Origin of the sequence: Rhodococcus sp. APC 3903 (assembly GCF_030407755.1) — a bacterium.
Lineage (GTDB): Bacteria > Actinomycetota > Actinomycetes > Mycobacteriales > Mycobacteriaceae > Rhodococcus_F > Rhodococcus_F erythropolis.
On the sequence record NZ_JASDCV010000005.1, the window covers coordinates 252,845 to 265,729 of the forward strand.

A 12,885-nucleotide genomic window follows, 5' to 3' on the forward strand; every position below is an offset into this window, starting at 1 on the left:
GCCCTACTCCTCGTTCCCCGGAGCAGAACTCTCCGGAACCAGACTCAACAAAATATCGGGGCCGATCGTTACCGCGGACTCCAAACGGAATCGGTGAGCGTCGGTGATGGTGTGCACTCCGGCATCGACGAGCGCGGAAGCGCCCGCGCCGAGCAGTATCGGAGCGATGTACGCCTCGATGACGTCGACATATCCGGCGGCGAGGAATGCTCCGGCCAGACGGGGCCCACCCTCGAGCAGTACGTCTGTGTACTCCCCCAACGCCTCGACTACTTCGTCGATGTTGTCGGTGTTGAGCACCAAAGTCGGTGCGGTGTCATCGAGAACGCTTGCCGTCGAAGGTATTTCACGCTTTCCGACGACGACGCGTACGGGCTGATGCGCCGCGAGCTCACCGGTGGGCTGACGCGCCGTCAGCCACGGATCATCGGCGAACACGGTGCCGGTGCCGACCACGATCGCATCGATCTGCGCCCGCTGAGCATGCACGCGCGCCCTCGCCTGCGGACCGGTGATCCACTGACTCGTTCCGTCCTCCGCAGCGCTGCGTCCGTCCAGACTGGCCGCGTACTTCCACGTGATGTGCGGGCGACCGGTGCGCTGTTTGTGCAGCCAGGCTCGCAGTGGACCAGCTTCCACCTCGGGTGCCCGGAGTCCGGCCGTGACGCTGATTCCAGCGCGCATGAGCGTCGCTGCGCCGCCGGAAGCCTCGGGATTGGGATCACCGACTGCGTAGACGACCGCCGAGACTCCGGCATCGATCAATGCCTGCGAGCAGGGCCCGGTTCGCCCCTGGTGATTGCACGGTTCCAGTGTCACCACGGCCGTACCGCCACGCGCTGCATCGCCGGCCTCGTCGAGAGCCACGACCTCCGCGTGCGGTCCACCGGGCGGTTGCGTCATACCGACGCCCGCGATGGTGCCGTCGGCGGCGAGGATGACAGCGCCGACCGGCGGGTTGGGGCTGGTGAATCCGCGCGCAGAATCGGCTGCGGCCAGCGCAATCTGCATCGCGGCGTCAAGATCAGCCGTCGACGCCTGTCCACCCTTTGCCATCGAGCGGCTCAGACCGACAGCGTCAGGTGCGGCGACGCCGAGGCGGCCTGCGCGCGGAGCTTGCGCACCGCCTCACCGGGATCACTCGCCCCGTACACCGCCGAACCGGCGACGAAGCAGTCGATCCCTGCTTCAGCGGCCTGCTCGATCGTGGAAGCGTTGATGCCGCCGTCGATTTCGACGAGGAGCGTCAGCTCACCCGAGTCGACGAGCTTTCGAACTGCGCGTGCCTTGTCGAGCACCTGAGGCATGAAGGACTGACCACCGAATCCGGGTTCGACGCTCATGATCAAGAGGGTGTCGAAGTCCTTGAGGATTTCCAGGTAGTCGTCGATCGGGGTTCCAGGCTTGATGCTCAGCCCCGCCTTGGCACCAGCTGCACGAATATCGCGGGCAACCGAACGCGGGTCGTCGGTGGCCTCGGCGTGGAACGTGACGTTGTACGCACCGGCCTCGGCGTACGGCGGCGCCCAGCGCTCCGGATTCTCGATCATGAGATGGCAGTCGAGAGGAATGTCCGTCGCCTTCAGCAGACTCTCGACCACCGGCAGACCCAGCGTGAGATTGGGAACAAAATGCGCGTCCATCACGTCGACGTGAAGCCAGTCGGAGCCGGACACGGCAGTCGCTTCATCGGCGAGTCGAGCAAAATCTGCGGACAAAATGGACGGTGCAATCATCGGGGAAGCCACGCCGCCGAGTTTAGCTGTGACTCATCGCCGACCGTGCATGCACATCGGCTGTGACTCATCGCCGACCGTGCATGCACATCGGAGCCGGTGAAATCCGATCAGTTCTTGACGACGGTGCGGAGCTTTCGCACCTTGGCGGGCGCCTTGATCCGCCACGCATCTTCGAGCATCTCGCCCAACTGCACCTCGTCGATCAGTTCGAGATGCACGAGGATCGATCCGTGCCCGTGATAGTGATCGGTGGTGAAGAAAGCCGCCTCGCCACTGGCGAGTAGCGCCTCCTTCTCGTCCAGACCGCACATCACGACCAAAGCGCCCTCCGCTTCGGTGCGGAGCCGCGCAAAAGTTTTACCTGCCACCTTGAGTGCCGGGGTGTTGTACGAGGTCGACTCTTCCACGGAGGGAAGAGCCGAACCCAGTACTACAACCTGTTCCCACGTAACCATGTAGGCACCATACGACTACCGATGCCCAGAAGTCATCCGATCAGGCCAGCGGCTTGCGCAAAGCGGCCATGAACATAGCGTCCGTGCCGTGTCGATGCGGCCACAACTGAACCGACGATCCGTCTCCGACGTCCGGGACACCTGGCACCAATTCCTTGGTGTCGAGTTCCACGACGCCATGACGCCGCACCGCATCGGCGACCACTGCCAGCGTTTCCGACAAGTGCGGCGAGCACGTGGAGTACAGCACCACTCCGCCGGGGCGAACCAGTTCGATTGCGGCAGCAAGCAATTCACGCTGCAACTTCACGAGCGGAGCCACATCGGACGGCTGGCGACGCCAACGTGCCTCCGGGCGCCGACGCAGCGCACCCAACCCGGTGCAGGGAGCGTCGACGAGGATGCGGTCGTATCCGGGTTCGAGTCCGGATTCGCGGCCGTCCGCCACGTGTACGACCACGGGAAGCTCGCGAGTGGTCTTGCGAATCAACTCGGCACGGTGTTCGACCGGCTCGACGGCGTCGAGTCGACCACCTTCGATGCCGGCAAGAGCACCGAGAAGTGCCGCTTTTCCTCCTGGACCTGCACAGAGGTCGAGCCAGCGTCCGGAGTCTTCACCTTCGAGAGGAGCAATGCTGAGGGCGCGGGCAACCAGCTGACTGCCCTCGTCCTGCACTCCTGCCAGGCCTTGGCGGACCGCCTCGAGTTGTCCGGGGTCACCGCCGTCGAGATGCACGGCGTACGGCGAGTACGGCCCGATCTCGCCGCCGGTCACCAGTGCGAGCTCCTCGGCGGAGATCTCACCGGGGCGGGCGACGAGGTGCACGGCGGGGCGGGCGTCGTCGGCGATCAGGACGTCTTCGAGCTCTCCGGCTGCGGCGCCGAGCGAGTCGGCAAATACCTGCGCGATCCACAGGGGATGCGCGTGCTCGAAGGCGAGTCGGCCGACCGGGTCCTTCGGCGCCAGCAGCTCGACCCACTCGTCCTGGGTGCGTTCGGAAACACGGCGCAGGACCGCGTTGACGAATCCTGCTCGGCCCTGGCCGTTTTCGGCGCGGACGAGGTCGACCGAGGTGGCAACAGCAGCGTGCGGTGCGACACGAGTACGCAGTAGTTGGTACGAGCCGAGTCGGAGTACATCGAGCAGGGTTCCGTCGATCTCTTCGATCGGCCGACCCGCTGCATGGGCGATCACCGCATCCAGGAGGCCCTGAGCACGTGCCGCGCCGTACGCGAGTTCGGTTGCCAGCGCCGCATCGCGTGCGTCGAGTTTGCGGTCACGCAGGAGCCCGGGCAGAACCAGGTTCGCGTATGCGTCACGTTCACGGACCGCGCGCAGGACGTCGCGCGCAGCCAGGCGCGGTTGATCGAGCCCGGCGGTTGCCGGATCCGGCCGCTTGGCCTGCTTCGGCTTGGTGTTCTTGCCGCCGGTTGCATTCTTGGCTCCGGGACCCTGTGTCCGCCGTGCCGGTCGTCGTGATTCGGTCACTGTGCTCGTACCTCCGCGTCGAGTCGGGCACCGCGTGCCCAGTCCCCTGCCGACATCAATTTCTTGCCCGGGGGCTGAATCTGCCCGAGTCGTACCGCGGTGGTCGCGGTACCGATGTACAGACCATCCTTGCGTACCGAGATCTCACCGACTGCCAGGGTCTCGTCCGTAACGGTGACCGGGCCGACCTTGACTCGAAGATCACCGATCATCGTCCAGGCCCCAGGCGCGGGTGTGACTGCTCGGATGTGCCGGTCCACCGTGCGAGCGGGCAATTCCCACCGCACGCGGGCCGCGTCCACAGTCACCTTGGGGGCGTACGAGACGCCGTCGGCAGACTGCGGAACCGCGTTGATCTCTCCGGCCTCCAGGCCGTCGAGTACCGATTCGAGCAGGGCAGCGCCGTTTTCCGCCAGACGCCCGAGCAGGTCGCCTGCCGTATCGGTGTCGCGAATCCGCTCGGTCATCACTCCGTACACGGGGCCGGTATCCATGCCGGCTTCCAAACGGAACGCACTGGCGCCCGTCACTTCGTCACCGGCACTGATCGCGGCCTGCACCGGCGCGGCGCCGCGCCACGCCGGAAGCAGCGAGAAATGCAGATTGACCCAACCGTATTTCGGAATGTCGAGGACGTTCTGCGGCAACAGGTTTCCGTAGGCGACGACGGGTGCGCAGTCCGGTTCCAGGCGGGCGAGTTCGGCTGCGAAGTCGGGATCGGACGCCTTGACCGGTGTCAGGACCGGGATGCCGTGCTCGTCGGCAAGCAGACCGATCGGCGAGCGGGTGACTTTGCGACCGCGGCCCGCCACAGCGTCCGGACGCGTGACGACGGCTACCACTTCGTGGTTGGCAGACTCGATGAGACGACGCAGCGAAGGAACCGCGGGTTCGGGCGTTCCGGCGAACACGACGCGCATGTCAGCTCTCCCGTTTCGTTGGGCTCTTCGGACTCTGATCAGCCGATCGGCCTGTCGAACGCGGTGGACTGCAACTCACGAAAATGCTCCCGGATGTGTCGGTGGGTGGAACTGTCAGTCTAAGGACTGCGGGAGCTATGACCTACCTCGCGCCACACCGAACCACTTTCTCAGCAATTTCTTTGATCAGAACCCTGCAGATTCACCGGTCCTCGGTATTGACTGTCTCTGTCGTCGCCACTCGGCGGAGGCTGATACGGGATACACCGATCACACGGAGGAACTTAGATGGCAGGCATCGACAGTAAGTTCGACAAGGCCTACGCAGGAAAGTCCGTCGAAGAATTGGCGGACGCCCCGGTCGCGGCACTCAACGGCGTAAGCGATTCGGACGCAGAACATTTGAAGGCAGCGTTCAACATCAAGACCGTCCGCGACCTCGGAACGAACAAGTTCTTCCTGTGGGCGCAGGCCACTGCCAAGCTCGCCGAGTAAACATCCCGACCCACGTGGTCTCGGTGCTCACGAGTTAGCAGCTCACGAGTTAGCAGCTCACGAATTTGCAGCTCACGAATTTGCGTCGATGACCACTTGCGGAATATCCGTGCCGAGCGGCACCGCGCTGCACGAAGCGTGCCGCTCGGCATCGGGGTCGAGGACCGTCCGGATGACGTCGATCACGTAGGGGTCGTACGGCATGCGGAAGTGGCCGGTCAGGTTCGACGGGCACAGATCCTGGAGGACGATGTTTTCTGCACCGGCGTCGCGGAGCGCGATGTTCGAGGACGGCTGGATCATCTCGTCGACAGTGGACCCGATAGTCGTGTAGCGCACTCCGGGTACGGTGTCACCGCCGTCGTTGAGGGCGTTCAACGTATCCGACCCCTGCATCTGCTCGCGGACAGCTCGCGAAAAGACATCTTCGACAAAGTCTTCTCCGCCGGGGATCGCACGGACGATGGGAACCAACCCGAACATCACCCCGCCGTAGGTCGGCGAAGCCAAACCGACCCAATGATCGACGTAGGCGTCGCCGCCCATTTTGTTGACGTAGTACCGCGTCACCGTCGCGCCTTGGGAGTAGCCGATCACGTCGACCTTGTCCGCTCCGGTCGCGGTCAGCACCTGATCGACGAAAGAACCGAACGCGGTGGCACTACCGACTATGTCGCCGACGCCGTAAGTCTCGTGTGCGACGTCCCCGTCTTCTTCTTCGATCGCACCGCCGTAATTGAGGGCGAAGACGCAATAGCCGTCAGCTGCCAGTGCCGGCGACAGGGCCGCCCAATCCGCGTACGCCTCGGTGTCGGTTCCGTGGGCGAGTACAACCGGTCGGGGATGCGTGGCGGAAGGCTCACAGGCGAAATCGTTCGACCCGGCAGGTGCGGATCCTGGATGAGCATGCGCATATGCCGTGGCAACGGAACGAGTCGCCTGACCCGGACCGATGTCGAGAGGAACGTCCATCGCGTCGGCACTCGCAGACGGGAGCGTCGGTGCGGCAGCCGATATCGCCGGCGGTGCTCCGATCAGCAGCGCCACTGCTACCGAAAATGTCAGTCCCACAGACCGTTTGACGCCAGCCATTGTTCCTGCTCCTGCTCTGATCCTACGAGGGAGCTGACCGTAACACCAGAAACTTCGGGGCGCATACCCTACCGAACAGTAGGTATCCGACGTCTCAATTGCCGCCTTCATCGGCGTCATCACCGGCAAGCACTCGGTAGAGCGACTTGCGCGCCTCGACAAGCACGTCGGCTGCGGCCTTGACCTGCGCTGGTGTGCCTACAGCAGCCACTTGGCCGGCCGCGCCCATCAGCTGGCCGATCAGTTCACGAAGGTCCTGCTCCGGCTCCCCTACGCTGAGACGAACGTCATCCCACGGTGCCCCGAGATCGGCGCGATGCTCCTCGACGTATGCGACGCCTTCCTCGGTCAGCTTGGCGGTCTTGCGGCCGGCAACCTTTTCGATGATGACCAGTCCCTCGTCCTCGAGTTGGGACAGCGCGGGATAAATGGAACCCGGACTCGGCTTCCAGACGCCGCCGCTGCGCTCGACGATCTGCTGAATCAATTCGTAGCCGTGCATCGGCTCTTCCGCGATCAACAACAGAATCGCAGCGCGCACATCTCCACGACGACCTCGTCCGCCACGTCCTCTCCCGCGACCGAACTGAGCGCCCGGACCGAAGCCGGGGCCGGGTCCGCCGTCTGGACCGAAACGCCCCCGCCGATGGCCTCTGCGTGGCATGTCACCGAAGCCCGGCCGCTCGTGCGGTCGACCGCGTCGTCCACCGTCTCGATCGCCGGGACCATCGCCCGGCGCGCCGTCGTCCGTCGGCACCCACATCACAAATGGTGGCCGTTGCTCACGGCCGAAACCGCCGAAGAAACCGCGTCGGCCGAACATCCCCTCGTTCGGGAAACTTGCATCCATCGTCGAACCTCCATCACTATCGTTGATAGTTCGACGATATATCGCCATATCGGGTTGCGCAACATTTTCGCTGCACACAACCAGGCCTTGGAGAACTCGAAAATCAGCCGATGCGGCGTGGGTCGATCTGAATGCGGACCGGACCCGATGACTTCCGCGCACTGCGCGCGGCCCTCGCATGTGCCAGAGCGTCCGCAAGGCCGCGACCGTCCTTGCGTGGAACGCGGACCAGCATTCGCTCCGGCGCGACACCGCTCTCGTCCTCACCGGAATACGGAAGCCTCTCCCCCGCAGGCAATTCCACTGGTCCGAGTAGTACAGCACTTGCCGGCAGATCAGCTGAGTCCACCAACTCCGCAATCGCTGCGGATCCACCGTCGATCGCAGCCATGTGAACGGCCGGAGGAAAGCCGACCTCGTCCCGTTCCTCGAATTGAGACTGTGCGTGCCCCACCGGATCCCATCGGACCAACGCCTGCACCGTCGGGATACCCGAGTCTGCGACAACCACAACTTCACCGCCTTCGGACAGCGGAATCACCATGGCAGCAGCCGACATCCAGCGTCTGAGTGTTTCCTCGGCGGCGCGCAGATCGGGCCGGCCGAGCAGTGCCCAACCGTCGAGCAAGAGCGCGGCGCCGTAGCCGCCGGTCATCACCGGCTCCGCACCCACTGTCGAGACCACCAACGCGGGCCCGTGTGGCAGTTCCTTGACCACATCACCGCCCCCGGACAGAACAACTTTTACACCGGGAAACGCCCGCCCGAGTTCTTCGGCGGTCCGGCCGGCACCGACCACCACCGCGCGCAACGCTTTCGCCCCGCACGCGTGACATCGGTAGGCGGCATCGGCAACCCCGCACCAGCGGCACGCCGGTGTCCCGGCGCCGTCGGGACCTGCCGCAGCGGGAAGAGCCAGTGGGCCGTTGCACCGACGGCACCGTGCCGGGGCACGGCACTTTCCACAGGCCAGGGTCGGTACGTACCCCCGCCGAGGCACCTGCACCAGGACTCCGTTGCCCTCACCCAGAGCGCGCCGGGCGGCCGCGAATGCAATAGCGGGCAAACGAGCCGCTCTGGCTCCCGGATCGCGAGCCAAGGCTTGATCGCTGTCGGCAAGCGCGGTGATCTTGGGTGCGTGAGCACGAACGACGTCCCGCGTAGCGACCAGATCGTGCGCCCATCCCGAGTCGACGAGTACCTGCGATTCTGCCGTACGGGAGAACCCACCGATCACGACGGCGCACCCGGCGACGTAGCCACGCAGGACGGCAACTTCGCGGGCATGTGGATACGGCGACCGCGGCTCGGACAAGTTGTCGTCGCCGTCGTCCCAGACGACGACAAGACCGGTCTCGGGCGTCGGCGCAAAAACAGCACTCCGCGTGCCGACGACGATCCGGGCGGTCCCGCGCAGTGCAGCGAGCCACCTTCGGTATCGCATGGCCGGCCCCAGGCCTGCGGACAGACCCACCACTGCATCCGCTCCGGAGAGTTCGGTACATGCGGCGACGACGCGGTCCAGGTCGCGTTGATCGGGCACAACCAGAATCGCGGATTTACCACTTGCCGCTACAGCCCCGGCCAATTCGGCCAGGCGCAGTGGCCAGTTTTCACCAGGCAACGCCTGCCAGACCGCACGCGGGCTTTTCGACTCGCGAATCGCGGACAGAAAGGCGTCACCGAATCTGTAGAGATGCCAACCATTTTCGATCGGTTCAGGAGCGGACGGCGGCTCGGCGGGCTCCCACGGTTCCGCCTCGACCTTCGCGTGGCGCGGCGGTACCGCCAAACGGAGAACGTCAGCACGGGTTCCGGCATAACGCTCCGCCACACGATCGACGACTTGCGCGATTTCGGCCGTCAGGACCCGCTCGGACGAGATGACGCGTTCGAGCCAGCCGAACTTCCCCTGATGGTCACTGGTCGCCTCGCGCGAGACGATGAAACCGTCCACCAGACGACCAGCGAAGCGGATGCGCACCCGGACTCCGGGCTGCGCATCCGCTTCGAGTTCACGAGGAACGAGGTAGTCGAATTCACGGTCGAGGTGAGCGAGCGGGAGCATCGGCAGCACCCGGGCGACCGGATCGACTTCTGCCGCTACTCTTTCCGCGCCCACCCGCGCCCCGTCTGTACGTCAGTGATCAGAGACCAGCTGCGCTACGCAGCTTGTCGGCACGATCGGTGCTCTCCCACGGGAGGTCGATGTCGGTGCGACCAAAGTGACCGTATGCCGCCGTCTGCGCGTAGATCGGACGCAGCAGGTCGAGGTCGCGGATGATCGCTCCCGGACGCAGGTCGAAGATCTCGGTGATCGCCTTCTGGATCCGTGCCGGATCGGTCTTCTCGGTGCCGAAGGTTTCGACGAAGAGTCCGACCGGAGCTGCCTTGCCGATGGCGTAGGCGACCTGAACCTCGATGCGGTCGGCCAGACCTGCGGCAACAGCGTTCTTGGCCACCCAACGCATGGCGTAGGCAGCGCTTCGGTCGACCTTTGACGGGTCCTTGCCGGAGAACGCGCCGCCGCCGTGGCGAGCCATTCCGCCGTAGGTGTCGACGATGATCTTGCGGCCGGTCAAACCGGCGTCACCCATCGGGCCACCGAGGACGAACTTGCCCGTCGGGTTCACCAGCAGACGAACATCGGAGGTGTCGAGATCGGTGAGGTTCACGTCGGTCAGCACCGAGTGAAGCACCTTCTCGCGAAGATCAGGCGTCAACAGGTTGTCGAGGTCGATGTCAGCGGCATGCTGGGTGGAGATGACCACGGTGTCGAGACGGACAGCCTTGTCACCGTCGTACTCGATGGTGACCTGGGTCTTGCCGTCCGGGCGCAGGTACGGCAGCACGCCGGACTTACGGACCTCGGTCAACCGGCGAGAGAGACGATGAGCCAACGCGATGGGCAGCGGCATCAGTTCCGGCGTGTCGGTGGTGGCGTAGCCGAACATCAGGCCCTGGTCGCCCGCACCCTGACGGTCGATCTCGTCGTCGCTGATTCCGTCGACGCGAGCCTCGTGCGAGTGATCGACACCCTGCGCGATCTCGGGCGACTGAGCGCCGATCGCGACGTTGACGCCACAGGAGTTACCGTCGAAGCCCTTTGCCGAGCTGTCGTAGCCGATCTCGAGGACCGTGTCGCGCACGATCTTCGGAATGTCTGCGTACGCAGTGGTCGTGACCTCGCCGGCTACGTGAACCTGGCCGGTGGTGACCAGAGTTTCGACGGCCACGCGGGCGCGCGGGTCCTGGGTGAGCAGCGCGTCGAGGATCGAGTCGCTGATCGCGTCACAGATCTTGTCCGGGTGCCCCTCGGTGACGGACTCGCTGGTGAATAGCCGACTGCCGGACTTGCTCACAGATCTCCCTCTCGACGACTGAGTTCTTGACTACAGCTTATTGAAGTATCCGAATCACCGTTCGGTGACCGTTTTGTCATGCTTTGTTAGCTGGGGGCTGAGCCGACGATAACGGTTGGACCGCCTGCGCAACACCCTTGTGCTCACCCGATTATCGTGGGGTAACTCTCACCACCGGGCGCGTGTCGCTACTCGGGGAAGAGCTTGACCAGGGCGTCGAGTACTCGACTGGCCATCAAAGCCTTGGATCCGTGCTCGAGCGCGGACTCCGAGCCGTCGGAACCGAGCAGCCAACCGTCGTTGTGATCGACCTCGAACGCCTTGCCCTCGCCGACCGCATTGACCACGAGGAGGTCGCAACCTTTGCGGGCAAGCTTGGAGCGGGCGTAACTGAGAACGTCACCATGGGCGTCACCGGTCTCTGCGGCGAATCCGACGATCACCGTTCGAGCGTCCAGATCGCCGTCACGACGCGCTTCGACGAGACCGGCGAGGATGTCGGCGTTTCTGGTGAGGCTGATCGAGTCGGGTTCGTTTGCGCCCTTCTTGATCTTGCTGCCTTCGACGGTGGTGGGGCGGAAGTCCGCGACAGCTGCAGCCATGACGACTCCGTCGTGTCCCGGTGCGTGCTTCTCCACTGCCAACCGGAGATCTTCGGCCGTCTTGATGTGCACGACGTCGACAGCGGCGGGGTCGGCAAGATCGGCCGTGTAACCGGCGATCAGCGTGACGTGAGCGCCGCGTTGTGCGGCCAGACGGGCGAGCGCGTAGCCCTGTTTGCCGGAGCTGCGATTACCGAGAAAGCGCACCGGATCGAGCGGCTCGCGAGTACCGCCGGCGGTGACCAGAATGCGGCGACCTTCCAGGTCGCGCGGCAACGCGTCCGAGCGCTCGAGGAGCAACGATGCCAACCCGACGATCTCGTCGGGTTCGGGAAGTCGACCGGCCCCGGTGTCTTTTCCGGTCAAACGCCCGGAGGCAGGTTCGATCACGTGGACGCCGCGCGAGCGCAGTGTCGCCACGTTGGACACCGTTGCGGGGTGCTCCCACATCTCGGTGTGCATTGCGGGGGCGAAGACGACCGGACAGCGTGCGGTCAACAAGGTGGCTGTCAACAGGTCGTCTGCGCGGCCCATGACAGCTCGCGCCATCAGATCAGCGGTTGCCGGCGCGATGACAACGAGATCGGCTTCCTGTCCGAGGCGGACATGCGGAACCTGCGGGACGTCGTTGAAGACGCCGGTGTGAACCGGGTTGCCGGAGAGTGCTTCGAACGTGGCGCGGCCGACGAACTCCAGAGCGGATTCGGTCGGAATCACGCGGACGTGATGACCGCTCTCGGTGAAGCTGCGGATGATCGAGCACGCTTTGTACGCGGCGATACCCCCACCGACACCGACGACAATGCGCTTACGTATCGATGTGGGCGCGTCGGACACTCCCCCGACACCCGAACGAGGTTCGGGTGCGGCAGACGTGGTGCTCACTCGCCTTCGGTGTGCTCGAGGAGATCAGCGTGGATTTCACGCAACGCGATGGACAGCGGCTTTTCCTGCAGACCGGGCTCGACCAGAGGTCCGACGTACTCGAGGATGCCGTCACCGAGCTGGTTGTAGTAGTCGTTGATCTGGCGCGCACGCTTGGCCGAGTAGATGACCAGGGCGTACTTGGAAGAGGTGCGTTCGAGCAACTCGTCGATCGGCGGGTTGGTGATGCCGAGCGGGGTGTCGTAGGCAGGCAGAGCGCCCTGACCTGCTGCGGACGCGGCTGAAGTGCTGCTCACTCTTGTGTCTCCTGAATTAGATCTTCATTGAAGAACTAGTTTTATCGATCCGGATATCTGAGAAACGGGGCGGAAATCGGTTCCCGAAGGGTGCGGAATCAGTTCCCAACCAACAAGGATACCAACTCATCGCAAGCACGGCTTACATCCTCGTTCACGATGACCGTGTCGAACTCGTCTTGTGCGGCCAATTCCACTCGGGCCGTCTCGAGTCGGCGTGCCACGACGTCTTCCGTTTCGGTTCCCCGTCCGGTCAGCCGTTGCACCAGAACGTCCCAGCTCGGTGGAGCCATGAACACCAACAGAGCTTCGGGCATCGCCTTGCGGACAGCTCGTGCTCCGGCGAGATCGACCTCGACGAGTACGGGCTTTCCAGCTTCGAGCGCTTCTTCGATCGGAGCTGCGGGGGTGCCGGAGCGCTGTAGACCGCCGTGGATTTCCGCCCATTCGAGAAGTTCACCGGAGTCGATCATCCGTTGAAATTCTTCACGGGAGGTGAATCGGTAGTCCTTGCCGTCCACTTCACCGGGACGGGGATCGCGAGTGGTCGCCGAAACGCTGAAAACGAGTTCAGGCAACCGAGTTCTCAGCTCGCGAACGACGCTGGACTTACCGACAGCCGAAGGGCCGGCCAGTACAACCAGCCGACCCCTCCGCACTGCGGTCTTGCTCTCTGACACTGTTGCGTCAGCAATCATCA

13 protein-coding genes are annotated in these 12,885 nt (G+C 64.4%); 1 reads left to right on the plus strand and 12 read right to left on the minus strand.

The window, feature by feature from the left end:
• Window positions 1-3: 3 nt before the first annotated feature.
• The 5 genes from ribD to fmt all read right to left on the minus strand — a co-directional run bounded on the left by ribD (window position 4) and on the right by fmt (window position 4,603).
• Window positions 4-1,056: a bifunctional diaminohydroxyphosphoribosylaminopyrimidine deaminase/5-amino-6-(5-phosphoribosylamino)uracil reductase RibD gene (gene ribD, locus QMA15_RS09490; protein ID WP_019748385.1), complete on the minus strand. Its 1,053-nt coding sequence runs from the start codon at window positions 1,054-1,056 to the stop codon at window positions 4-6.
• 8 nt (window positions 1,057-1,064) lie between these two features.
• Window positions 1,065-1,748: a ribulose-phosphate 3-epimerase gene (gene rpe / locus QMA15_RS09495; protein WP_019748384.1), complete on the minus strand. Its 684-nt coding sequence runs from the start codon at window positions 1,746-1,748 to the stop codon at window positions 1,065-1,067.
• Between the two features lie 98 nt (window positions 1,749-1,846).
• Window positions 1,847-2,194 (minus strand): MmcQ/YjbR family DNA-binding protein, encoded by a 348-nt coding sequence (locus QMA15_RS09500; protein WP_019748383.1) that lies wholly within the window; start codon window positions 2,192-2,194, stop codon window positions 1,847-1,849.
• Window positions 2,195-2,234: 40 nt separating this feature from the next.
• Window positions 2,235-3,683 carry a transcription antitermination factor NusB gene (locus QMA15_RS09505; RefSeq protein ID WP_279163862.1) on the minus strand — a complete coding sequence of 483 codons (1,449 nt, stop codon included), beginning with the start codon at window positions 3,681-3,683 and terminating at the stop codon, window positions 2,235-2,237.
• The gene (fmt, locus tag QMA15_RS09510) at window positions 3,680-4,603 is read right to left on the minus strand and encodes a methionyl-tRNA formyltransferase (protein WP_020907709.1); all 924 of its coding nucleotides are present in this window, start codon (window positions 4,601-4,603) and stop codon (window positions 3,680-3,682) included. Before fmt ends, QMA15_RS09505 begins: the two co-directional genes overlap by 4 nt.
• Before the next feature lie 288 nt (window positions 4,604-4,891).
• Between fmt and QMA15_RS09515 the strand changes: the two genes are divergently transcribed.
• Complete coding sequence (locus QMA15_RS09515) at window positions 4,892-5,098, plus strand: hypothetical protein (RefSeq protein ID WP_003944900.1); 207 nt, start codon at window positions 4,892-4,894, stop codon at window positions 5,096-5,098.
• 72 nt (window positions 5,099-5,170) lie between these two features.
• Here the strand turns inward: QMA15_RS09515 and QMA15_RS09520 are convergent, their stop codons facing one another.
• The 7 genes from QMA15_RS09520 to gmk form a co-directional block, all read right to left on the minus strand.
• A complete protein-coding gene (locus tag QMA15_RS09520; RefSeq protein ID WP_133728044.1) occupies window positions 5,171-6,190 on the minus strand; it encodes an alpha/beta fold hydrolase in 1,020 nt (339 codons plus the stop codon).
• A 94-nt stretch (window positions 6,191-6,284) separates the two neighbouring features.
• Window positions 6,285-7,040, minus strand: coding sequence for a PadR family transcriptional regulator (locus tag QMA15_RS09525; protein WP_020969583.1), 756 nt, complete (start codon window positions 7,038-7,040; stop codon window positions 6,285-6,287).
• Between the two features lie 103 nt (window positions 7,041-7,143).
• A complete protein-coding gene (locus tag QMA15_RS09530) occupies window positions 7,144-9,162 on the minus strand; it encodes a primosomal protein N' (protein WP_019748377.1) in 2,019 nt (672 codons plus the stop codon).
• 25 nt (window positions 9,163-9,187) lie between these two features.
• The gene (gene metK / locus QMA15_RS09535) at window positions 9,188-10,402 is read right to left on the minus strand and encodes a methionine adenosyltransferase (RefSeq protein WP_003944827.1); all 1,215 of its coding nucleotides are present in this window, start codon (window positions 10,400-10,402) and stop codon (window positions 9,188-9,190) included.
• Between the two features lie 188 nt (window positions 10,403-10,590).
• Complete coding sequence (gene coaBC / locus QMA15_RS09540; RefSeq protein ID WP_020907705.1) at window positions 10,591-11,841, minus strand: bifunctional phosphopantothenoylcysteine decarboxylase/phosphopantothenate--cysteine ligase CoaBC; 1,251 nt, start codon at window positions 11,839-11,841, stop codon at window positions 10,591-10,593.
• A 44-nt stretch (window positions 11,842-11,885) separates the two neighbouring features.
• Entirely contained in the window at window positions 11,886-12,185 is a 300-nt protein-coding gene (gene rpoZ, locus QMA15_RS09545) for a DNA-directed RNA polymerase subunit omega (protein WP_003944996.1), read from the minus strand.
• Window positions 12,186-12,283: 98 nt separating this feature from the next.
• Window positions 12,284-12,883 carry a guanylate kinase gene (gmk, locus tag QMA15_RS09550; RefSeq protein ID WP_020907704.1) on the minus strand — a complete coding sequence of 200 codons (600 nt, stop codon included), beginning with the start codon at window positions 12,881-12,883 and terminating at the stop codon, window positions 12,284-12,286.
• Window positions 12,884-12,885: the final 2 nt, after the last annotated feature.